Origin of the sequence: Stenotrophomonas maltophilia (genome assembly GCF_002799155.1) — a bacterium.
Taxonomy (GTDB): Bacteria; Pseudomonadota; Gammaproteobacteria; order Xanthomonadales; family Xanthomonadaceae; genus Stenotrophomonas; species Stenotrophomonas maltophilia_R.
Window position 1 is genome coordinate 2256010 of sequence record NZ_NERD01000002.1, and the last position, 21840, is coordinate 2277849.

18 protein-coding genes are annotated in these 21840 nt (G+C 65.6%); 2 read left to right on the forward strand and 16 right to left on the reverse strand.

Annotated features, from left to right (window positions below; all coding sequences use genetic code 11):
* Nucleotides 1-67: 67 nt before the first annotated feature.
* From B9Y82_RS11120 to B9Y82_RS11165, 11 genes are all read right to left on the reverse strand, one after another.
* Nucleotides 68-1279 carry an ABC transporter permease gene (locus B9Y82_RS11120; RefSeq protein WP_238381598.1) on the reverse strand — a complete coding sequence of 404 codons (1212 nt, stop codon included), beginning with the start codon at nucleotides 1277-1279 and terminating at the stop codon, nucleotides 68-70.
* Between the two features lie 32 nt (nucleotides 1280-1311).
* Nucleotides 1312-2568, reverse strand: coding sequence for an ABC transporter permease (locus tag B9Y82_RS11125; RefSeq protein ID WP_238381599.1), 1257 nt, complete (start codon nucleotides 2566-2568; stop codon nucleotides 1312-1314).
* A 70-nt stretch (nucleotides 2569-2638) separates the two neighbouring features.
* The gene (locus tag B9Y82_RS20640) at nucleotides 2639-3415 is read right to left on the reverse strand and encodes a class I SAM-dependent methyltransferase (protein WP_157804631.1); all 777 of its coding nucleotides are present in this window, start codon (nucleotides 3413-3415) and stop codon (nucleotides 2639-2641) included.
* A complete protein-coding gene (locus B9Y82_RS20645; protein ID WP_157804633.1) occupies nucleotides 3399-4271 on the reverse strand; it encodes a hypothetical protein in 873 nt (290 codons plus the stop codon). Before B9Y82_RS20645 ends, B9Y82_RS20640 begins: the two co-directional genes overlap by 17 nt.
* The gene (locus B9Y82_RS11135) at nucleotides 4268-5512 is read right to left on the reverse strand and encodes a hypothetical protein (protein ID WP_100473274.1); all 1245 of its coding nucleotides are present in this window, start codon (nucleotides 5510-5512) and stop codon (nucleotides 4268-4270) included. Before B9Y82_RS11135 ends, B9Y82_RS20645 begins: the two co-directional genes overlap by 4 nt.
* 65 nt (nucleotides 5513-5577) lie before the next feature.
* Nucleotides 5578-5880 (reverse strand): hypothetical protein, encoded by a 303-nt coding sequence (locus B9Y82_RS11140; RefSeq protein WP_100473275.1) that lies wholly within the window; start codon nucleotides 5878-5880, stop codon nucleotides 5578-5580.
* 22 nt (nucleotides 5881-5902) lie between these two features.
* Nucleotides 5903-6193: a hypothetical protein gene (locus B9Y82_RS11145; protein ID WP_100473276.1), complete on the reverse strand. Its 291-nt coding sequence runs from the start codon at nucleotides 6191-6193 to the stop codon at nucleotides 5903-5905.
* Nucleotides 6194-6398: 205 nt separating this feature from the next.
* Nucleotides 6399-6743, reverse strand: a complete 345-nt coding sequence (locus B9Y82_RS11150; RefSeq protein ID WP_100473277.1) for a helix-turn-helix transcriptional regulator — start codon at nucleotides 6741-6743, stop codon at nucleotides 6399-6401.
* 129 nt (nucleotides 6744-6872) lie between these two features.
* Nucleotides 6873-8705 (reverse strand): M3 family metallopeptidase, encoded by a 1833-nt coding sequence (locus B9Y82_RS11155; protein ID WP_100473278.1) that lies wholly within the window; start codon nucleotides 8703-8705, stop codon nucleotides 6873-6875.
* 282 nt (nucleotides 8706-8987) lie between these two features.
* Entirely contained in the window at nucleotides 8988-11450 is a 2463-nt protein-coding gene (locus B9Y82_RS11160) for a S9 family peptidase (protein ID WP_100473279.1), read from the reverse strand.
* A 148-nt stretch (nucleotides 11451-11598) separates the two neighbouring features.
* The gene (locus B9Y82_RS11165) at nucleotides 11599-11928 is read right to left on the reverse strand and encodes a hypothetical protein (RefSeq protein WP_100473280.1); all 330 of its coding nucleotides are present in this window, start codon (nucleotides 11926-11928) and stop codon (nucleotides 11599-11601) included.
* 621 nt (nucleotides 11929-12549) lie between these two features.
* On the opposite strand from B9Y82_RS11165, the gene B9Y82_RS11170 reads away from it, so the two are divergent.
* Both B9Y82_RS11170 and B9Y82_RS11175 read left to right on the forward strand, forming a co-directional pair.
* Complete coding sequence (locus B9Y82_RS11170) at nucleotides 12550-13326, forward strand: HipA family kinase (protein ID WP_100473281.1); 777 nt, start codon at nucleotides 12550-12552, stop codon at nucleotides 13324-13326.
* A complete protein-coding gene (locus B9Y82_RS11175; RefSeq protein ID WP_100473282.1) occupies nucleotides 13304-13696 on the forward strand; it encodes a DUF3037 domain-containing protein in 393 nt (130 codons plus the stop codon). The genes B9Y82_RS11170 and B9Y82_RS11175 overlap by 23 nt, the downstream gene beginning before the upstream one ends.
* A gap of 16 nt (nucleotides 13697-13712) precedes the next feature.
* Here the strand turns inward: B9Y82_RS11175 and B9Y82_RS21060 are convergent, their stop codons facing one another.
* The 5 genes from B9Y82_RS21060 to B9Y82_RS11205 form a co-directional block, all read right to left on the reverse strand.
* On the reverse strand, nucleotides 13713-14261 hold the full coding sequence (locus B9Y82_RS21060) for a lysozyme inhibitor LprI family protein (RefSeq protein WP_238381600.1): 549 nt from the start codon (nucleotides 14259-14261) through the stop codon (nucleotides 13713-13715).
* A gap of 23 nt (nucleotides 14262-14284) precedes the next feature.
* Nucleotides 14285-16807 (reverse strand): membrane-bound PQQ-dependent dehydrogenase, glucose/quinate/shikimate family, encoded by a 2523-nt coding sequence (locus B9Y82_RS11190; protein WP_100473283.1) that lies wholly within the window; start codon nucleotides 16805-16807, stop codon nucleotides 14285-14287.
* A gap of 124 nt (nucleotides 16808-16931) precedes the next feature.
* The gene (gene gyrA / locus B9Y82_RS11195; protein WP_100473284.1) at nucleotides 16932-19631 is read right to left on the reverse strand and encodes a DNA gyrase subunit A; all 2700 of its coding nucleotides are present in this window, start codon (nucleotides 19629-19631) and stop codon (nucleotides 16932-16934) included.
* Between the two features lie 260 nt (nucleotides 19632-19891).
* Entirely contained in the window at nucleotides 19892-20956 is a 1065-nt protein-coding gene (gene mtnA, locus B9Y82_RS11200; protein WP_100473285.1) for an S-methyl-5-thioribose-1-phosphate isomerase, read from the reverse strand.
* Between the two features lie 47 nt (nucleotides 20957-21003).
* Complete coding sequence (locus tag B9Y82_RS11205; RefSeq protein ID WP_100473286.1) at nucleotides 21004-21735, reverse strand: DUF3011 domain-containing protein; 732 nt, start codon at nucleotides 21733-21735, stop codon at nucleotides 21004-21006.
* Nucleotides 21736-21840 lie beyond the last annotated feature (105 nt).

Sequence of the window (21840 nt, forward strand, 5' to 3'; positions counted from 1 at the left end):
GGCTGCGGCATCACACACGGTTACGTAATCGCAACAGCACATGACACGGGGTCACCCTGCGGATCAATCAGGTGCTGTTGAGAACCGCGACCGGCGCCTCGCGCGCCGCCCGACGTGCCGGCACCCAGGCGGCAAGCTGTCCCAGCGCGAACACCAGCCCGACCCCCAGCGCGAGAAAGCCAGGATCGATGCGGGGTATCTCGTAGTAGCGCGCAACCCAGATATTCAATGCCAATGCCAGCGCGCTCCCAGCCAGTGCACCGACGAGTGTCAGCATCAGGTTCTCGATCATGAAGAAGCTGACCACATCACGCCTGCGCGCACCCAATGCCCGTCGTATCCCGATCTGGGGATAGCGCTTGCGGACCCAGAAGCTGGCCAACCCGTAAACGCCAGTACCGGTCACGATCAGCAGCGAGACGCCAGCGCACAGGAAAATGATCGCCATGGTGCGGTCACGCCGGAAGTACTCGGCCCGCAGCTCGCTGAAGCGCTGGACGCGAGACAGCATGCGATTGGCTTCGCGCCCGGCCAACGCGTTGCTGGCAGAGTCGAGCACGGTGGGAAGTACGCCCGGCTCGCTACGCAGCGCATACATCACCCGGGTGCCATCAGGAATCAACGGCAGCAGCAGGCTCATGTCGTTGTCTCCATCGGTCCGCAGCACCGGCCTGGACAGGGTCTCGACGACCCCGACGATGCGCAGTGGATGGATGCCGTCCGTATACAGATCCCGCCCGACCGCACTGGCCGAGCCGAACAGGTGACGTGCGAGCGCGGCGGAGACGATGGCTTCACTGGCTTTGTAGAGGCCGGCGTAGTCCTGCGCGGACTCGGTCTGCACGAATGATGCGGCGGAGAAATCACGGCCTGCGACAAGGCGCATGCCCAGCGCTTCCACCGCACCGGCAGACATGCCATAGACTGCGGGCTCGGCCTCTACGATGCCGGACGTGTCCTGGCCCTGCACCGGGGCATTGGTGAAGCCGACGGTCCAGTTGTGCTGGCTCAACGGCAGTGACTCGGCCGCCACCACGGCCTTCACCCCGGCCACGTTGCGCAATGCCTGCATGTCTGCCTTGACCGCGGCGGCTGGATTGGCCGCCGCGCTGCCGACGAACTCGGTTTCGATGATGCCAAGCCCCTGCTCCTGCAGGCCGGTGTCGTAGGCGAGCGTCTCCACGCGCTGCGCAAGCAGGAAGGCGATATTGGTGACGCAGGCGGTGGCGATGATCACCTGCAGCAGCAGGATGCCGGCCACCAGCCGGTTCTTCTTCATCGCACGGGCAATCAACGGAATCTGTGAAACGCTCATTCAGCGGCCTTGATCTGCATGGCGACACGGGTGGAGGCCGCGCGCAGCGCGGGCAGGACGGCGGCGAACAGGCTGGCGATGCATGCCAGCACGGGCGTGGCGATCACCATCGCCGGGTCGATGACAGCGAGGCTGGCATAGTCTTCCGGCTGCATCCGCACCAGGAACAGCCCGGCCTGCGCGACCAGCAGGCCCACCCCTCCTCCCAGCAACCCGATCATCAGCGCTTCGGTGCACAACTGCAGGATGATGTCCCTGCGGCGGGCCCCCAGCGCACGGCGGACAGCGATCTCGTGCGTCCGGCGGACAAAACGGGCGAAGATCAGCGCTCCCATGTTGACCAGGCAGACGACCAGGAAGGCCAGGCACAACGCCAGCTGCAGCCGTACTTCGTCCGGAATGATCCGGCGCTGGACCAGATAGCTGCGCAGGCCGTCCAGGTGCGGGGGCGTCTGCCGGTCGAAGCGCCCACGTGCGTGCTGGTCCTGTACGTAGCGTTGCAGGAAGTGCAGGTACGCCTGCTGGCCGGCCTGATCCGGGATCTCGGCCCAGAGCTGGACCCACGCCGTGCTCGCGTCGACCATGCGGTTCGCCGGCGTGCTGCCTGACCAGCCGTACATGCTGTTGGCAACCCGAAGCTGTAGTTCTACCGCGGTCTGCAGCGGAATGAAGACATCGTCGCGTCCCTTGAAGGGTTCTTGCTGCAGGTCGGTATGGAAGCGCGGCAGCGGCATCCAGTCAGCGATCACTCCGACCACTCTGAACGGCTGGCCATCCAGCTGCAGGGTCCGCCCGACCAGGGAACGTCCATGACCGAGCCGCTGCGCCAGCGTGTGACTGACCACCACGACCCGGGAGCGCTGCAGATCATCGTCCGCAGACCACCAGCTGCCCTGCAGCAGCTCCATGCCGAACATCGCCGCTGCGTCCGCATTGGTGTACTGGCCATCAACGAAGAAGGCCGTCGGTGCGCCCGGCTGCGGATCCACCAGCAGCCGGCCCGCAGCCAGTACGGCCTGCCGATGCGCAGGTGCATTGCGCAGCAGTTCGCGGGCATCGGGCCAGGTCATGGCCACCCGCGGATCCAGCCCCCCCTTGAGCTGGTACCCCGCCGGCAGCGGATCCAGGAAGGGGTGGAACAGCTGACCGCTGCGCCCGGGCAGCGGGTCCCAGGACATGGCGCGGACGACAGTGAGCATGGTCACGCTGGCACCGATGCCCAGCCCCAACGCCAGCACCAGAGCCAGCGTCATGCCTTTGGTCTCCAGCAAGCGGGTTCGCGCCAGCCCCAGGTAATACGTCAGCATCATCATCCTCGGCGCCTCAATGGAAGAACTCGGCGGCGGTCGGAACGACATCCACCGGCTCGATGCTCAACCACGCAGTGCTGTTCTGCGCACGTGCCCGCGCCTCGATGAGGTGCATCAGGCGGAACCGCGAGCGCTGCACCCGATCAATCGCCGCAGCGGTCTCCTGCGGCGCCCAGCAGCGCGCCAGCCCCAACGGGATCTTGTTGCCGTTGAGATCGTCGACGATCCGCTCCAGCGTCAGGTAACTCAGGCGCTGCGTCGAGGCGCTGTCGATGAATACCGATGCGGTGGGTGACAGGCGGGGCAGGAAGTGGCCCAGAAGGGCCTGGATGCTGTCCGGCGAATGATTGAAGTCCGAGAACAGCATGTCGATGCCGCCGTGCAGAGCGGGAGTAGCCGCGATGGCGGCGAAGTCGATGTCCTCGACGTGCACGTGGGCGAAGTCGGCCACGCCCGCCCAGGTCAGCAGCGCGTGCAGGAACGAAGGATAGTCCTGCCCCGGTTCGACGATCGTGCGCAACGGCCCCTGCAGCTCGGCCAGGAAACGCCGTGCGGGATCGCTGGCATAGTGTGATCCATTGTCATAGCTGTGCAGGGCACCGGTCTCGTTCTCTTTCAGTGCTGCGGCGATCCAGGCAGTGGATACGCCGAACCCCGTACCAAGTTCGACCACTCTCTGTGGACGCGCACGCTTGACCAGGCTGTACAGCAGCACGCAGAGATCCTCGCTGCCGTACAGCCAGCCCATGCGCTCGCGGATCTCGGCCAGGCGCTCAATGCACGAGTGCATGTCGGGCATCGTTGCTCCCACAGCTGGAATCATCAGCGGCCAACCATTTGTCCAGCATGTCCACCATTGCGGGTTCCTCCGCCACTGAAAGCAGATAGGGCGAGAATGCGTGGAAGCGCAGCTGCCCGCCCTCGGCGAAGAGCAGCAGCTCTCCGGTTTCAGAACGGAAGGCACGACGCGCGGCCTGGTTGATGGCGCGCACCCGCTCGAGATCGAACGGCACCGTTTCGCCCCTGGGGAAGTGGACGCCATGCGCCGATTCACCGCAGAAGTACGCCACCAGCGGTACACCTTGTGGCCGCGAAACGAAGAACTGGTGACGCCGTTTCTCTTCCGGCAGCAGGTTGCGCTCCTGCTTCCAGTCGAACAGCGACCATACCGACTTCTGCAGAGGATCAACCAGACCGCGCAGGTCCGGCGCCTCATAACCGATCGAATAGACGAAGTCGGGCGTCTGGATATCGGCAAGTACCCGCTTGAGCTCGAACCACTGTACATTCAGCGGCATCAGTGTGCGCGAGACGCCACGCACGCCGGTGTCGTGGCAGACGCTGGCCGCGGAATCGAGCAAGGAATGCAGCCGGATGTGCAGCCAGCGAGCGTCGATTCCGTTGTCCCTCAGGAATCCGTCCATGCGGGTGTTGGCCAGCGAGAACACCCGGTTGACCACCCTCGCACCGATGAACCGCTCGCGCATTTCCGCGCTGGGCTCGAAATCCAGAACTGCAGGCCAGCTGCCGGCACGCACCCGTGGCAACAGGTCATCAAGGTGCAGCAAATCGGCCCCGGACCGCGCCGCCCGGCGCGCGACCGGATCAGCGTGATCGGTGTACAACACGATGGTCCTGGCGTTCATTGCTGCCTCCCATAGCCATATTCCCGCTTCATGTCCGCCTGCATCTCGTCCATCATCGTCCCGATGTCGGCATTCAGTGGCTGGGTACTCATCAGCCGGCTGCTGAGATCCTGCTCGATGAGGAATCCGGCAGCACACACCGCAAGGCGACGGTGCACGTGCGCACGGGCAGCGGCATCGATGTTGTCGGCCACCGCAAGATGGCTCTTCAGCAACCGATGGCAGATGTAGTACACGAAGACCGCGTGGATGTACGAGGAGTTGGGGATCGGATTGCCCGACCACGGCGACACCACCCGGTGCTGATAGTCATTGGCGACAAAGAAGCCATTGGCCAACTCCCACGCTGCAAGGAAATTATGGGTGCTCTCGTGCATGATGCTCTCCATGCAGGCCTCCACGCTCAGCTCGGGGTGGTGGATATTGAGCAGGCGCAGGGAACCAGGCTGGCGCGGTACATGCTCCGACCCGAAACGGCGTGCGACATCGGGCGTTGATTCCTCGGATTTCCGGACAACGATGCGGCGGACGAAGTTGCGGATCACCAGGCCATACAGCGGTTCGGCGCGATCAATGCCTGCCAGCGCGCGCGACAGCTTGTCGAGGACGGCCGTCTGTTCCGCCTCATCCAACGCAAGGCACGGCTGGCTGAGCACGCCGGAACGCGGTTCATGGTGCCTGGCGACCTTGCTGTGCAGGTCGACGGCAACGCAATCACCCAGCATCGGAGGCGCGTCCAGGATCCAGCGCCCCTGCTCGTCCTTGCGGGCGAACTGGTCACCCACCGGGCTGTCGACCACCCAGTCGCGGCTCTCAAGCAGGTAGCGCGAGGGGGTGCCTGTGGCCAGGTCCAGCAACGCCTTTTCCCTCTGTACCAGATCGTGGATGGCAGACAGATTGCGTGCGGTTTCGGCATCCCATGCCATTGCGTCGGCGCCGGCTTCCGGCCGTTGCTTGCGAGCGGCGTCAAGCGCCATGTAGTTCTCGCAGAACTCGGAGCTCAGCAGCACACGCGCCTGGCGGTCGGCCGGCAGCATTTCATAGATTGCATGGATCGAGCGAGCGATGACGCCATGCTCGGCATTCCCCAGTGCTTCCTGCAGGCGCGTCCGCATGCGTCGCAGGCGGGCCCACATGATGCCTTCCATCACGGCATCCATCTGGGCACTTGTGCGGGTGATCTCCATCAAGCACGCCGGGCGTGCCACATCGGCTTCCAACGGTTTCAGCTGCGCATTCATCGTTGCTCTCCCTGCATCCCGCATCAAAGAGTTGCGGGGGACACGGCCCCCCGCAGGCCGCCGGGTCAGACGTTGAAGCGCGTGGCTTCCACGTTCAACTCCGGTTCCTTGGCGATATCGTGATGATGGTGCGAACCAATCGAATCGTCGTGGTGGCCGGTGGCCAGCGCTTCCAGGTTGTTGGCACGCGCGTTGGCCTGGAACTCGGCCATGGCCAAGTCATCCAGGCTCACGATGGCCGTGGCCTGGTCCAGGACACTGGATGCCACCGGAGCCTCGCTTGCCATCACGGCACCGGCTGAAGCGCTTCCGATCACCAGCAGCGTCAGGGCCGACAACGCCTTGGGCATGTTGCGGTTGTCCTTCATGATGTTGCTCCCTTTGACTGACTCAGACGTCGAAACGTGCGTTGGAAAGGCCCTGGGCCTGCTCCTCGGGCACGGCATCGTGATGGTGGTGGGAACCGATGGAATCGGAGTGATGGCCCCCGGCGAGCGCGATGGCCTGCAGTTCGACGAACTCGGACATGCGCAGCGCGTCCAGGTCGGCATTGATCGAGGTGGCCGACTCCAGTCCCTGCTCCGCCGGTGCCGGGAGTGCCGCAGCACCTGCGGTGCCGGCAGCGCCGGCAATGATCAGGGTGAGCGAGGACAGTGCGGTGGTTTTGATGCGATTGCTCATAACTAACCTTTCTCCAGAATGATGGACTTTCAGGCAACTACGAGTCGCGCTCCGTCCGTCGTGCACGAACGTCGGACCGCGATCGATTAATGCCAGTGTCGGAGAAGGGGAGCAAACACTCTGCTGTGCGCTGCACAGCACCGAGGAAATTGCGGGCTCACCGATGGGCGTGACCGCCTGGCAGCACGAGGCTGCCGGTGCAGGATCAAAGATAGGTTTCTGCGTTTTCCATCAGCGCGACAACGCTGGCAAGAAACGATACCGGCAGGTGCTTGGAGAGCTCGATCATCTTCTCTTCCAGCCTTGCCCTGGAGCCGCGCACCACGGGCTCGGCGGAAGGGGTTTCGCCCTGGGCCAGCCAGGCCAGCGTGACGCCAAGGGCATCGCTCATCTTATGCAGGTGATCGAGCGTCGGCGTGAATCCCTCCTCGCGCTCCCAATGCGCGACGGTGGCGCGGTTCACGCCCAAGAGGCGTGCCATGTCGGTCTGCGACAAACCGCAGTTGGTACGGGCCAACTTGATTCGTGAAGAGATCGTGCTGACATCCATCGGCTGGCCAAGCTCCCTGATCTGCCCATGTAGTCCAGGGACGGGCAGGAACGCCGAGTGTCAGACATGATCTGGAGCGAGTCAACGCAGTTGCGTCGCCTCCCGTGAATCCATCCGTGCGCCGCCTGTTCAGCGACTGCGCTGGCGCTCGATTTCCGCGTGGAGTTCCTGCAGTTGCGCAAGGTACTGCTGGAAAACACCCAGGTCCGCCTCGACCAGGCGTGGCCAGTCGGGCTTCGCATTCAGCAACTGCTCGACCTGCTGTTGCGGTGCGCGGTCGAACCCCTCACCCAGGACCGCCAGGTAGCGCTGCCTGAAGCCCTCCGGATCCTGCTGGTCCTGTACAAAGAGCTGCACCGCGATCAGTCCGGCATACAGATAATTGGCCAGATAGAGCGGATCTTCGTACATGAGCCGTTTCGATATCCAGGTATTGCGCAGCTCGGGACGTTGCTCCCATGCCCCCCCATACCGGCCCAGAACCTTCATCGTCAGGGCGTCAAGCGCATCCGCATTGCCGACCCCATCGGCCACCACTTCCCGGTAGATGGACTGTTCCAGATCGGCCTCTTCCGAGGAAATGAACAGCTGCAGGATGATGTCATCGAGCAACGATTTCAGGTAATACGCCCTGGCCCGTGGATCACTCGCCTGCCGATAGAGCTGATCGCGGAACTTCAGTTCGTTGTAGATGGCAAACGACTCGGTCAACCACTTGTTGCCGTTGCGCTGGAATGATGATGCGCCGCCGCGCTGCATCCACTGGCCGTGCATGGCATGACCGGCTTCGTGGGCGATCTGGACGTCCCCTTCGAGGTCTCCCTGGCGATGGCCAACGAACAGCAGCGAAGGCATCCCCGGGGCACTGATCGAAAACGCATCCATCGCGCGCCGCCCTGCCGATCCGCCCAGATCCATGCGCCCGCCTGAAGGATCAAGCAACGCTCGCAGTCCTGTCACGTAATCCGGCCCCAGCACCTGCATTGATGCAGCCGCAGCATCCCGCAACTGCGTCAGGTCAAGCGGCGGAGGGATATAGCCGGCATCAGGCAGGTCCATGTCCCATATCTGTGGAGAGGCCAGGCCCATGCGCTCAAGATGGGCCAACTGCATCTGCTGATAGTTCCGCCGCAGCGGCGCGTGGCGCGCTACCGCCGCCAGTGTCGCGTCGATGGCGGCCTGGTCCAGGCCCATGTGCCGGTAACTGCGGCCAGGTGCAGTTCCATCACCTTGCAGTTCCGACGCACGCTCATTGAGGCGCACCAGACCCAGCAGCACCGTTGCCATTTCGCCGCGCCGCGACGCCATCCCCTGCCAGTAGGCACGCCATGCCGCCTCGCGCAGCGGACGGTCCGGCAGGCGGGAAAGGGTACGCGCGTCGGTCCGGCTGTCGAGCGTCCGGCCTTCATGCTCGAAGCGCGCAAAGGACGCCGATTGCAGCAGCTGCCGGTGCAGGCGCCCGAAGCTGTCCAGCGCCGGGTCGGCTAGCGCGTCGACCGCATCAACCAGCGCTGCATTGGCCGGTTGCATGTCCTCCCGCAACGCCCGCTCACGCAGGTCGGCATGCGGCTCGATCCAGGCAGCGTGCGCAGGGGCATCACGCAATGCCTGCTTGGCAATCGCCGCGATACGTCCACACAGGCTGGCCACTTCGCCTTGGGTATTGGCCAGCCGCGCATCATCGGCATTGCGTGCTGCCTGCAGATGCAGGTAACCATGGTGCCGGAGACACTCGCCATACAGATGCTCGGCCTGCTGGAAACGCGCTTCTGCTGGCGCATGCAGGGCCTTGAGGGCATCGGTCCTGCGCTCGAGGTTCTGCCATGCCGCACGTTCAGCAGTGGCGCTGCCAAAGTAGCTGCGGTCATCCGCCCGCAGGGCCTGCGCTTCCACTCCGTGTGTCATCCCGGCCAGCAGCGTCGCGATGATGAAAGTGATGGCGCGCATCCCGTTGCGATGCATCGATGTCTCCTGGACTGTTCCCGTGCGCAGCTTAGCAGCCCCGGCCCCGCCGCTGCCGCATCATGGACCGCCACGCAATGCAGGCCGGGCGGAACAGGCAACCTGCCAGCGACAGGAGCATCACCAGCGCCCTCTGCGCGCGGCCGTTCATGACGATCCATCGCTGCCCATTCCGCATGCCGTTCCTGGATGCTGCCTCTCTGTCAATGCGCGACGAATTCGTCGCGCACGGTTCCCCTCTTCCGATGCAGCAAGGCCGCCCAGAGGCGGCCTTGCCGTTCGTCACCTGGCGTTCTTCACGTAGGTGTCGAACCAGTTCAGCATTTCCGACACCAGCTGCTCGTTCGATTCCAGCGCGGTGTACCAGTGCGGTTCGTTCGGCAGCATCACCAGGCGGGTGGTACCGCCATTGCCGCGGATCGCCTGGTACAACTTTCGCGACTGGAACGGCTCGGTGCCCGGGTTGGCGTCATCCTCGCCGTGGACCAGCAGCAGCGGCAGCTTGATCTTGTCGGCATAGAAGAACGGCGAGGCCTTCAGGTACACATCCTGCGCCTGCCACACCGAGCGACGCTCGTTCTGGAAGCCGAACGGAGTGAAGGTCTTGTTGTAGGAACCGCTGGTAGCTACGCCAGCCTTGAACAGGTTGGTGTGCGCGATCAGGTTGGCGGTCATCAGGCCGCCGTGGCTGTGGCCGGTCACGCCGATGCGGTTGCGGTCGACCACGCCCATGTCCACGGCCTTGTCCACCGCCGCCTTGGCGTCGGCTTCCAGCTGCTCCAGGTAGGTGTCGTAGGCGTTCTTCGGGTCGCCCACGATCGGGAACGAAGCGTTGTCGATGATCGCGTAGCCGGCCAGCAGCATCAGACGGTACGGCTGCAGGCGGGTGAAGGTCTGCTGCGAGCCGGACACCTGGCCGGCCTGCGCGGCGTTGGCGAAGTCGGCCGGGTACGCGTACAGGATCGCCGGCACGCGCTGCCCTTCCTTGTAGCCCGGCGGCGTGTACAGGGTGAACGACAGGTCCACGCCGTCGGCACGCTTGTAGGTCACCAGCTGCTTCTTGATCTGGCGTACCTCCGGGGTCGGGTCGGCCAACCTGGTCAGCGCGGTCGCGATGGAAGCGAACTCCGCCTCGCCGGCCTTCGCATCGGCCACCGCCTCACCCTGCTGGCGGATGAAGGCGTTCGGCGGATCGATCACCGACTGGTGCCAGGTCAGGTAGCGGCCCGGCGTGCTGCTGAAACCGAGGAACTGTTCGTAGGCATCAGCACTGCTGCGGAACAGGCGCTCGCTCTTCAGCGTGCCCAGGTCCAGGCGATCAAGGAACGGACGGTCGCCCTGCGGCGAGGCACCACGGCCGCTGAGGAACACGTGGTTGCCGTCCTGGCGCACGACCTGCGCGCCATTCGCCAGGCGGGTAAAGACCAGGTTGCCGGGGTTGCCGTACAGCTCATCGCTGGACATGTCCCACAGCAGGCGGCCTTCCTTCTTCGGATGCTCCACATCAACGATGCGGGTCTGCATCCAGTGGCGGTTCTCGTCGTTCTCGTACTGGAAGGCCACGGCCGGATCGGCGGTCCACGCAAAGCCTTCGAAGCGCTGTGCGGTGCGGGTGATTTCGGTCGGCTTGCCGTTGAACGGTGCCTTCAGCATCAGCACGCGATCGCGATGCGGCACGTTGACCTTCCAGTCGCCCTTGTCCAGCGCTTCGGCATAGACCAGGGTGGCCGGATCGGTGGCACGCCAGTCGAAACCGCGCGGGCCTTCCGGTACGCCGTGCACCGGCACGCGGTCGGCCAGCGGCAGGCTGGCGATCGGCGTGCTGCGGCCATTGCTGATGTCCAGCACCGCCACATCATTGGCGAAGCGCTGGTAGGTCACCGCATGCGAGTACGGTGCCTTGATCGACTCGGTCAGCACATGCACGCCATCGGGCGCTGCGCTGACCTCGTTGAACAGCGCCGGCTGCCCCACCGGGCGCACGCTGCCCGCGGCAGTGTCGACCACAGCCAGCTGCGAGGCACCATAGTAGGCGAACAGCTTTTCGTCATGCACGCTGGTCAGCGTGTCGCGGGCTTCATAGGTGCTGCTTTCCCCGCTGCTGCCCAGCGACTCCTGCGCATCCGGACCGGTCGGCACGCCACCATTGGACGGTGCCGGGCCCTGATTGGCCGGAACCAGCTTCACCAGCAGATTCTGGCTTCCACCCAGCCACTGCACGGTGTTGCCGAAGATCGGGTTCAGCTGCACATTCGGCACCTGCTGCACCTGGCCGGTGGCAGCATTGCCCACCCACAGCTGCACGCTGGTATCGACCGCGTTCTGGAAGGCGAAGTGACTGCCATCGGCCGACCACAGCGCCCCGGTCGCGCAGCCCTGCGGCAGGTCCACCTTGGTTTCCTTGCCACTGCCGATGTCGACCAGGGTGAAGTCGGCCACGCAGGCCGGAATGCCGTAGCCTCCGGGAGTGTCATGGCGACTGCGGTTCTTCGGCTCCAGGCGCACACCGGCCAGCTTCAGGTACGGCTGGGCGACGCGGCTGATCGACGGATAGGTCTGCGCGGTAGTCAGCAGCAGGCGTTGGCCACCCGGCGCCACGTTCGGTACCGGCGGCGGCGGTGCCTTCAGCACCTTGAGCAGGTGTTCCGGCGGCTTCGCGTAATCAGCGAAGGCCGGGCCGGCGGCCAGCAGGCCGACGGTGGCAACGGCAACAGCCGCCGCCAGAGAGGTTCGACGGATCAGCATCCTTATCCCCTGGGTGTGAATGGATGCCCGGACTCGGGCATGGCCCCGAATCTAGCACCGCAGGGGGTGAGGAGAATGGGCCGGAAGGGCCAGTGGCCGGATGGGGCAAAGTGGAGTGCGGGCGGCCATCGCCAGGCATGGCCTGGCACTACTGCCGGGCGTGCAGGTCCCAGGTGGCCAGATAGTCCGGGTCGACCACGATCATGCCGCTGTTGCGCATGCGGTACTCACCGGGCTCGGCCGGCAGGTACTGATCGAGCATCGGCGGCAGGTAGCGTTCGTGGCCATCATTCTCGTCGGCCAGCACCACGCCCTCAACGGCACTGATGCGCAGCACCGTGCCGGCGTACTGCTCGAGTCCCTGCACCTGGCCGTCACCGCCATAGCGCGTTACGCCGACCAGTACCACCTTGCCGATCATTTCCTCGACCTTGGCATCGTCCAGGGGCGGCAGCATGGGAGTGAGTTCGTCGCTCATCGGTACACCTCCAAAGCCTGCAGGATCATCGTGGACAAGGCACCTTCCGCGCGGCAGTCATCGGCGGCATCGCAAGGGGCGCATTGAAAGCAGGTATCCAGCGGAATCGCAGCGCCGGCAATCCAGGCCGGCTCCGCCATGATGGGTGAGGCATGTCGTGCGTTGGGCGGCCATCCCTGCCGGCATTATGACCGTATCAGGCCAGGCTCAACTCCACGCGGTGCATGGCGTGCAGGATGATGCGTGACAGCTGCGCTCTAGCGGCATGACAGCCTCCCGTTGAAAGTTACACGCGGGTGGAATGCTCCATTGAAGGCGATGCTGCCACCGGCAACGGAAGGGCGAAGTGAAGACCAAGCCCCAATTCGTCTTTCCTGTCGCTTTCGCATGGATCAGGTGCACTTGACCTTCGCTTCATCCGGCTCAGCCACCAGACAGAGGGTGCGGGCGCGGCGCAGGACATCTTCGTGGTGAAGAGCGCGCAGGAGGATCCGTCCTCGCTGCGCGCGCCCTCGCCCACCGCAGCGGCCCGTGCAGGACGTCCAGACAATCGCCGGGCTCAACCAGTGCACCGCCGCGGCGTTGCCGGGCGCGCCCCCCAGCACCACGCTAGAATGCGCCATGCGCACCGTACACGCCCTCCGCTACATCACCCCCTTACGGGAGGGGGGCTCCCTGCCGGCTGTGGTCGAGACCGACGACGACGGCATGGCCGTGCTGAAGTTCCGTGGCGCCGGGCAAGGCCCGAAGGCGCTGATCGCCGAGCTGGTCGCCGGTGAGATGGCGCGCACGCTGGGCCTGCCGATTCCGGAAATCCTGTTCGTGGAACTGGACCGCGAGTTCGCCCGCACCGAGCCCGACCCGGAGATCCAGGAGCTGATCCGCGCCAGCGAGGGCCTGAACCTGGGCCTGGACTACCTGCCCGGCGCGATCAATTACGACCCGGCGGCGATGCCGGTGGATGCCGAGCTGGCCTCGCGCATCGTCTGGTTCGATGCGTTCACCAGCAATGTCGACCGCACCACCCGCAACCCCAACCTGATGGTGTGGCACCGCAAGCTGTACCTGATCGACCACGGTGCGGCCATGTACTTCCATCACGACTGGGCCAATGCCGGCGACGCCTGCGAAAAACCCTTTGTACTGATCCGCGACCACGTGCTTCTGTCGTTCGCCAACCGCATCGCCGAAGTGGATGCCGAGCTGGCCGCGCGCCTCACCGATGCCGAGATCGAGCGCATCGTCGGCCTGGTGCCGGACAGCTGGCTGGTCAACGAGCCGGCATTCGACAGCCCGCAGGCCTACCGCCAAGGCTACATCGACTATCTCAAGCATCGCCTGGAAGTGCGTGCGGTGTTCGTGCAGGAGGCCCTCCGTGCCCACGCTGCACACGTATGACTACGCGGTCATCCGCGTGGTACCGCGGGTGGAACGGGAGGAATTCATCAACGTCGGGGTGATCGTCTCCTGTCCTGGAGCGCGTCATCTGGAGGCGGCCATCGAGATCGATCCTGCGCGCCTGCACGCGTTTGCCCCGGCGCTTGATCAGGGGGCATTGCAGCCGTGGCTGGATGCGATCGTGGCGATCTGCCGCGGCGACGCTGGCGCTGGGCCGATCGCGCAGCTGCCCGCACGCGCACGGTTCCACTTCCTCACCGCCAAGCGCAGTTCGATCGTGCAGATGTCGAGCACGCATGTGGGCCGCACGGCCGATCCGGCGGGTGTGGTGGAACACTTGATGACGAAGATGGTGCGGGTACCGGAATGACCGTCACCTGCCGCGGTCACAGTGGCACTCTACGCGCGATGTAGTTGACCACGTTGCCGATCGCATCCGGATCGACATTGGCCAGCCCAACGATCACATAGCCCTGTGCGGGCAGCACCACGATGGCGCTGTTGGAGCCGGGCGCACCGCCTTCGTGGCCATACTGGTGTTCCCTGCCCTCGCCCTGCACCAGGAAGCCGAATCCATACCAGCCCTTGTGGTTCTGCGCCGTGGTGGCCTGCTGCAGCAATGCAGGCGAGACCAGCGTGCGGCACTGCTGGGCATCCAGCTGGGCAACGGCCGTGCCACCTTCCGGACATCGGTTGTCGCGCTGGCGCAGCCATTGCCGCTGCAGATCGCGCAGCACCCGCTGGTCGCTGGCCGTCAGCGTGGAGCGCGCCGCACTATAGGCGGCGTTGAGCGCATCGTCGTGCACCTTGAATTCAGCGTCGGCACAACCACGCTGGGCGTCCAGCGCGTTGCCCGCGGCCGCCATGCAGGGCGCATGGGCGGGGCTCAGATAGCGCGCATCGCCCGCGATCAGCGACAGCGGTCCCAGCCCCATGGCCGTGTTCAGGCGAGCAGCCGCTATTTCGGCAGGGCGAAGGCCATCACGTAATCGCCGTTCGGGGTTTCCATGAAATGGTGGCCGCCGGCCATGATCACCACGTACTGGCGCCCGCCCTGTTCGTAGATCATCGGAGTGGCCTGGCCACCGGCCGGCAGCCGGGTGTGCCACAGCTCCTTGCCGGTCTTCAGATCGATGGCGCGCAGCAGGTCATCGGTGGCCGCGGCGATGAACACCAGGCCACTGGCAGTGATCACCGAGCCGCCATTGTTCGGTGTGCCGATCTCGATCGGCAGGCCGGAACGGATGCCGAACGGCCCATTGCCGCGCGCACTGCCGAATGGGCGATCCCATAGCAGCTTGCCGGTGCGCAGGTCGATGGCACGGATGCCGCCATAGGGCGGCTGCTTGCACAGCAGGCCGGTGAACGGCAACCGCCAGCCGGCATTGACATCGATGGCATACGGCGTGCCCACCTGCGGGTCGCCCGCGCCCTCGGCACCGCCCTTGTCGAACCGGATCTTCTCGCGCGGCAGCCAGCCCAGCCGGTCGGCCTCCGCGCGTGGGACCAGCCGGTTGTAGTTCGGCATGTCGTTGTAGTTGGCCACGATCACGCCGCGGCGTGTATCGATCGACACGCTGCCCCAGTCCGAGCCACCGTTGTAACCGGGGTACTCGATGGAATGGCGGTCACTGCTCGGCGGCGTGTAGAAGCCTTCGTAATAGGCCTTGCGGAACTGGATGCGGCAGACCAGCTGGTCGATCGGGGTGATGCCCCACATGTCACGCTCGGTCAGGTCATGCTCGCGACGCAGCGTGTGGTACAGCGAGAACAGCTGGGTGGGTGAACGCTGCTCGGGTTCGACGCCACCCACCGGTACCTTGCGCTCTTCGGCAGCTGTCAGCAGCTGGCCATTGCGGCGGTCGAGGATGTAGAGGTCGCCCTGCTTGGTCGGCAGCAGGATCGCCGGTACCCTGCCCGCCGCCGTCGGGTAGTCGATCAGGCTGGCCTGCGAACCCAGGTCGTAATCCCACACATCCTTGCGCACGGCCTGGAAGTGCCAGGCCGGCTTGCCAGTGGCTACGTCGATCGCCACCAGCGAGGTCGAGTAGCGGTTCTGGTTTTCCGTGCGTGAGCCACTCCAGTAGTCACCCGCGGAATTACCCAGCGGCAGGTAGACCAGGCCCAACGCCTCATCACCGGTGGCCGTGGTCCACATGTTGGGCGTGCCGCGCGTATACGTCTGCTCGCGGGGCGGCAGGCCGCTGCGCTCGGGCTGGTCCATGTCCCACGCCCAGCGCAGCTTTCCAGTGATCGCGTCGTAGGCCTGGATCACGCCCGACGGCGCATCGCGGCGCTGCCCATCCAGCACCTGGTGGCCGGTGACGATCACCCCGCGCACGATGGCCGGCGGCGAGGTGATCGACACATAGCCCGGCGGCACCTCGCCCATGCCCAGGGTGATATCGACCTGGCCGTTGTTGCCGAAGTTGGCGCACGGGCGGCCGCTGTCCGCATCCACCGCGATGATGCGCCCGTCCAGCGTGCCTTCGATGATGCGCGCCCAGCACGCCGGACGGCTACCCGGCGCGGCACCGCGGGTGACGCTGGGCGACGGTTCGGGCAAGGCCAGATCGGCTGCGGCATCGGCCAGCGTTGCATCGGCAAGGACCGGTGTGCGGGGCTGCTCGTAGTAGCTCACCCCACGGCAGGCGGCGGTGTACGGGATCGAGGCGTCCTTCACCTTCGGATCGAACCGCCACAGTTCCTTGCCGCTGGCTGCATCCAGCGCGATCAGGCGGTTGCGCGCGGTGCACAGGTACAGGCGGTCGCCGATCTTCAGCGGCGTGGTTTCCGCGCCCCAGCGCTTCTTCGGCAGGTCACCGGTGCGGAACTGCCAGGCCAGCTGCAGCGTGCCGACGTTGGCCGGGGTGATCTGCTGCAGCGGCGAGTAACGGGTGGCGGCGTTGCTGCGGCCCCAGGCCGGCCAATCACTGTTGGCAGGTTGGTCGGCCGGCTGCAGGCCGGTGGTATCACGGGTGGGTTCCAGGCCGGCGCTGACCGCGCCTTCCGGGAACGGCTGGTGCCCATCCACCTCGCCATGCGGCGCAAACGCCAGGCCGAACGCGGCCACGAATACCAGCATCAGCATAGCGGCCACCGCACGCGACAGCCGTTTGGGAACGGGATCACGCAGGGTCGGCGCCAACAGCGCCAGCACGATGCCCAGTGCGGTCAGCAGGCCCAGCCGCGGCACCCACCGCCAGTAGTCACTGCCCGACTCCCACCAGGTCCACAGCAGCGTTCCGATGAACACCAGCGCGTACAGCAGCGCGCCACTGCGGCGGTTGCCGAACAACAGGATGCCGCTGGCCAGCATTCCAAGGCCGGCAATGGCGTAGTACGCCGAACCACCCAGGCTGAGCAGCCACGCGCCGAGCCCGCCGATGACCAGGCCAAGCACGGCCAGCAGCAGCGACAGCACGGTCACCAGGGGATGGCGGTACACAACGGGGGCGGCGGACTGCGGCGTGGCGGACATCGTCGATCTCCGGGGCAGCATGCCTGTTATCCCACCGTCGCTGTGAAGTGCGCGTGCGGTGAGCGCCGGATACAACAACGCCGGCACGAAGCCGGCGTTGTTGAGGTGGCGAGACGACGCGGGCTTACGCCTGCGGCGCGTCCTCGCTTGGTGCGGGGGTTTCGGCCGGGGCGGCGGCTGCCACCTCGTCCTCGTCCTCGTCGATCGAGGCGTCCATGCGCTCCACCGCCTGCAGCTTCTCGTCCTTGGACAGGCGGATCAGGGTCACGCCCTGGGTGTTGCGGCCGACGCGGCTGATTTCCGAGCCGCGCGTACGCACCAGGGTGCCACCATCGGAGATCAGCAGGACTTCGTCGCTGGAACCCATCAGCACCGCAGCAACCAGCTTGCCGTTGCGCTCGGTGGTCTGGATGCCGATCACGCCCTGTGTACCACGGCCCTTGCGCGGGTAGTCCGGCAGCGGGGTGCGCTTGCCGTAGCCGTTCTCGGTGGCGGTGAGGATGTACTGCACGCTGGCGTCATCAGCACCGTCGATCACCGCATCGCCAGTGGCGACGGCTTCATCGACACCGTTGTCGTCCTCGTTCTCATCCTCGATGCCACCGGCACTCTCGGCCACGATCAGGCTGACCACTTCCTCGCCGGCCGGCATCTTGATGCCGCGCACGCCGGTGGCGGTACGGCCCATCGAGCGGACCTTGTCTTCACCGAAGCGCACGGTCTTGCCGTTGGAGGCGAACAGCAGGATGTCACGCTCGCCATCGGTCAGGCCGACGCCGACCAGGGCATCGCCCTCGTCCAGATTGATCGCGATCTTGCCGCGCGCCAGACGGAAGGCGAACTCGCTCAGCGGAGTCTTCTTGACCGTACCGTTCTTCGTGGCGAAGAACACGAACTGGCCATCGGCGTACTCACGCACCGGCAGCACGGCCTGCACGCGTTCGCCGGGTTCCAGCGGGATCCAGTTGATGATCGGACGGCCGCGGGCGTTGGAACCGGCTTCGGGCAGCTGGTAGACCGGCAGCCAGAACACCTTGCCCGAGCTGGTGAAGGTCAGCAGCGTGTCGTGCGTGTTGACCAGCCACAGCTGTTCGATGAAATCCTCTTCCTTGGTCGCCGCCGCACTGCGGCCACGGCCACCGCGGCGCTGTGCGCGGTACACGCTTACCGGCTGCCGCTTCACGTAACCGGCATGCGACACGGTGACCACCACGTCTTCCGGGGCGATCAGGTCGAGGATGTCCAGGTCTTCTTCGCTGTGGCGGATTTCGGTACGACGCTCGTCGCCGAACTCGGCCTTGACGTTGACCAGCTCCTCGCGGATCACCTGCAGCAGGCGGTCGGGATCTTCCAGGATGTGGATCAGCCCGGCGATCACTTCCAGCAGCTGCTTGTACTCGTCGGTCAGGCGGTCCTGCTCCAGCCCGGTCAGGCGGTGCAGGCGCATCTCCAGGATCTGGGTGGCCTGGATCTCGGTCAGCTGGTAGCCGCCCTCGATCAGGCCCACGCCCTTGGGCAGGTCTTCCGGACGCGAGGCTTCGGCACCGGCGGCACCCAGCATCGCCCCCACCAGGCCCGGCTCCCACACGCGCGCCAGCATGCGCTCGCGGGCTTCGTTCGGGTTCGGCGAGGTCTTGATCAGTTCGATCATCTCGTCGATGTTGGCCAGCGCAACGGTCAGGCCTTCCAGCACGTGTGCACGGGCGCGCGCCTTGCGCAGCTCGAACACGGTGCGGCGGGTGACCACTTCGCGACGGTGGCGGACGAAGGCCTCGAGCATCTGCTTGAGGTTCATCAACTGCGGGCGGCCATCGACCAGCGCCACCATGTTGATGCCGAACACCGATTCCATCTGCGTCTGCTGGTACAGGTTGTTCAGCACAACCTCGGCAGATTCACCGCGCTTGATCTCGATGTAGATGCGCATGCCGTCCTTGTCGGACTCATCGCGCAGCTCGCTGATGCCCTCGATCTTCTTTTCCTTGACCAGCTCGGCGATCTTCTCGATCAGACGCGCCTTGTTCACCTGGTAAGGAATTTCAGTGACGATGATCGATTCGCGGCCGTTGTCGGCCACTTCGATATCGGCCTTGGCACGGATGCGCACGCGGCCACGGCCGGTGCGGTAGCCGGCGACGATGCCGGCGGTGCCATTGATGATGCCGGCAGTCGGGAAGTCCGGGCCGGGGATGTATTCCATCAGGCCGTCGACATCGATGTCCGGGTTGTCGATCAGCGCGATGCAGGCATTGATCGATTCACTCAGGTTGTGCGGCGGGATGTTGGTCGCCATGCCCACCGCGATACCGGCCGAACCATTGACCAGCAGGTTCGGGAACCGGGTCGGCATGACCGTCGGCTCCAGTTCCTTTTCATCGTAGTTGGGCTGGAAATCGACGGTTTCCTTGTCGATGTCGGCCATCAGCTCATGCGCCAGGCGCGACATGCGCGCCTCGGTGTATCGCATCGCTGCGGCGGAGTCGCCGTCGATCGAACCGAAGTTGCCCTGGCCGTCGACCAGCATGTAGCGCAGCGAGAACGGCTGTGCCAGGCGCACCAGCGTGTCGTACACCGACTGATCGCCATGCGGGTGGTACTTACCGATGACGTCACCGACGATACGCGCCGACTTGAAATAGGGCTTGTTGCTGTGCGCGTTGAGCTCGTTCATCGCGTACAGCACGCGGCGATGCACCGGCTTGAGGCCATCGCGCGCATCCGGCAGCGCACGGCCCACGATCACGCTCATGGCGTAATCGAGGTAGCTCTTGCGCATCTCGTCTTCCAGGTTGACCTGGATGATTTCCTTGGCGGTTTCTGCCATTCGGGTTCCGTTGTCTGGTAGCGGTCCAGTCCGGCGCAGCCCTCTGCGGGAGGGGGTCGTGCCGGAACCTCGATTCAACCTGCGAATACTACCACAACAGGCTGTTTCCCGCCTCCCTTTACGGGGATTTTACCGGCACAAATCAGGAACTTAGGGGGCTATACCGCGCCAGTCGGGCCAGGCCCAGGCTGGGTTGCGGCGGATTCCCGGCTGGGCCGAGCATGGGCTCGGCTCCGCAGGCATCCGCGACCCAGCCTGCCTCAACCGCCGAAGGCGGCGCGCATGTTCTCGGCGGTCGGGTTCAGGATGACCCCCCGCTCGGTCACGATCGCGTCGATCAGCTCGCCCGGGGTGACGTCGAACACCGGGTTCCAGGCAGCAATGCCCTCGGCGACGGTACGGGTACCGCCCACACCGTACAGCTCACCCGGGTCACGCTGCTCGATCTCGATCTGGCTGCCATCGACGGTTTCCATATCCACGGTCGAGGACGGCGCCACCACCATGAACCTGACACCGTGGTGGCGCGCGGCGATGGCCAGCTGGTAGGTGCCGATCTTGTTGGCGGTATCGCCATTGGCGCAGATGCGGTCCGCGCCCACGATCACCCACTGCACGGCGCCGGTCTTCATCAGGTGCGAGGCGGCCGAATCGGCGATGAGGGTGGCATCGATGCCATCCTGCTGCAGCTCCCACACGGTCAGGCGTGCACCCTGCAGCCACGGCCGGGTCTCGCCGGCGAACACGCGGGCGACGCGGTGCTGGGCCATGCCGGCGCGGATCACGCCCAGCGCGGTACCGAAGCCCGCAGTGGCCAGCGAGCCGGTATTGCAGTGGGTCAGCACGCCGCTGCCGGCCTCGATCAGGCCCGCGCCCAGCGCGCCCATGTGGCGGTTGGCGGCCAGGTCTTCCTCGGCGATGGCCTGCGCTTCCGACTCCAGCAGAGCCTTCCAGTCGGCACCGGCGGCGCTCAGGCAACGGCGCATGCGTGCCAGCGCCCAGGCCAGGTTGACCGCAGTCGGGCGCGATGCGTTGAGGCGCTGCAGGGCCGGTTCCAGCTGCTGTAGCGCGTGCGCACCATCGGCGGCCTGCACCTCGCGCGCGGCCAGCACGACGCCCCAGGCGGCGGCAATGCCGATCGCCGGCGCGCCACGCACGGTCAACGCGTGGATCGCGCCGGCAACTTCGTCGCTGTCATGGCAGACCACGTGCTCGACCACGAACGGCAGCTTGCGCTGGTCCAGCAGTTGCAGGGCATCGCCGGTCCACAGGATCGGGCGGATGTGGTCGTAACGGGCGTAGTCGATGTCAGAGGCAGTGTTCATGGGCCCATTGTAGGGCCAGGCCCCGCAGGGTTGGAGCCTGCCCGGGCTCAATTCACCGAGAATTCGGCGCGGCAGCCGCCGTCCACCCAGATCCCGTTGCGACTCCAGCCCCAGGTGCTGCCTTCCTCGCAGGGCGTGCTGGACAGCTGCTCGGAGACCACGGCGCCAACCGAGATGCTGGCACCGCAGAAACGCCGCTTCTTCGACTTCGATTCGCAGGTGAGGCGGCGTGGCACGTCAACGAAGCGGCCGTCATCATCGGCCACTTCGAAATCGCCCTGGCAGCCACGGCTGGTCCAGACTTCATTGCGCTTGTAGCCCCAGCCCTGCCCTTCGCGGCACGGCAGCACGGACAACTGGCGCAGCAGGCGCACCGGCGCGCCATCGAGCCGTACCGGGCAACTCTGCGGACGGCCATTGGATTCACAGCGCACCACGCGGCGCACCAGGCGCTTTCCAGAGGTGTCTGCCGGCAGCGCCGTGCCCGCTGCGCGCCGGGCACGGAACTCGGCACGACAGCCCAGGGTGACCCACACGCCGCTGCGGTCGGTTCCCCACTCACTGCCACGGATGCAGCTGTTGCTGGACAGCTGGCGCACCAGATCGACGCCGTTGGCGACCTCGATATCGCAGTGCACCCAGCCCATGTCGCGTGATTCGCAGGTCACCACTTCGTCGTCGTAGCCCACCTGCTGGGCCGACGCCGGCGACGGCAGCCAAGCCCCCCACAGCGCGATGGAGTAGACCGGTGCCGCCACGACCGCAAACCACTTGACCAATGCCTTCCCCAACAGGAGTGGACGAATTCCGATGCCAGTGTCCCGCATCTGCCGTGATAAGAGCATCATCCTGCTTGCCGAAGCAAGCACGGAAATGCGGCAATC

Bases quoted from the DNA above. Each gene is read 5' to 3' on its own strand.
- B9Y82_RS11150 (WP_100473277.1), bottom strand. From the start codon at position 6,743: ATGGATGTCAGCACGATCTCTTCACGAATCAAGTTGGCCCGTACCAAC.
- B9Y82_RS11165 (WP_100473280.1), bottom strand. From the start codon at position 11,928: ATGAGCGACGAACTCACTCCCATGCTGCCGCCCCTGGACGATGCCAAG.
- B9Y82_RS11170 (WP_100473281.1), top strand. From the start codon at position 12,550: ATGCGCACCGTACACGCCCTCCGCTACATCACCCCCTTACGGGAGGGG.
- B9Y82_RS11125 (WP_238381599.1), bottom strand. From the start codon at position 2,568: ATGACGCTGGCTCTGGTGCTGGCGTTGGGGCTGGGCATCGGTGCCAGC.
- B9Y82_RS11160 (WP_100473279.1), bottom strand. From the start codon at position 11,450: ATGCTGATCCGTCGAACCTCTCTGGCGGCGGCTGTTGCCGTTGCCACC.
- B9Y82_RS11155 (WP_100473278.1), bottom strand. From the start codon at position 8,705: ATGCATCGCAACGGGATGCGCGCCATCACTTTCATCATCGCGACGCTG.
- mtnA (WP_100473285.1), bottom strand. From the start codon at position 20,956: ATGAACACTGCCTCTGACATCGACTACGCCCGTTACGACCACATCCGC.
- B9Y82_RS20640 (WP_157804631.1), bottom strand. From the start codon at position 3,415: ATGCACTCGTGCATTGAGCGCCTGGCCGAGATCCGCGAGCGCATGGGC.
- B9Y82_RS11145 (WP_100473276.1), bottom strand. From the start codon at position 6,193: ATGAGCAATCGCATCAAAACCACCGCACTGTCCTCGCTCACCCTGATC.
- B9Y82_RS21060 (WP_238381600.1), bottom strand. From the start codon at position 14,261: ATGGGGCTGGGACCGCTGTCGCTGATCGCGGGCGATGCGCGCTATCTG.
- B9Y82_RS11135 (WP_100473274.1), bottom strand. From the start codon at position 5,512: ATGAATGCGCAGCTGAAACCGTTGGAAGCCGATGTGGCACGCCCGGCG.
- B9Y82_RS11140 (WP_100473275.1), bottom strand. From the start codon at position 5,880: ATGAAGGACAACCGCAACATGCCCAAGGCGTTGTCGGCCCTGACGCTG.
- B9Y82_RS11120 (WP_238381598.1), bottom strand. From the start codon at position 1,279: ATGAAGAAGAACCGGCTGGTGGCCGGCATCCTGCTGCTGCAGGTGATC.
- gyrA (WP_100473284.1), bottom strand. From the start codon at position 19,631: ATGGCAGAAACCGCCAAGGAAATCATCCAGGTCAACCTGGAAGACGAG.
- B9Y82_RS11190 (WP_100473283.1), bottom strand. From the start codon at position 16,807: ATGTCCGCCACGCCGCAGTCCGCCGCCCCCGTTGTGTACCGCCATCCC.
- B9Y82_RS20645 (WP_157804633.1), bottom strand. From the start codon at position 4,271: ATGAACGCCAGGACCATCGTGTTGTACACCGATCACGCTGATCCGGTC.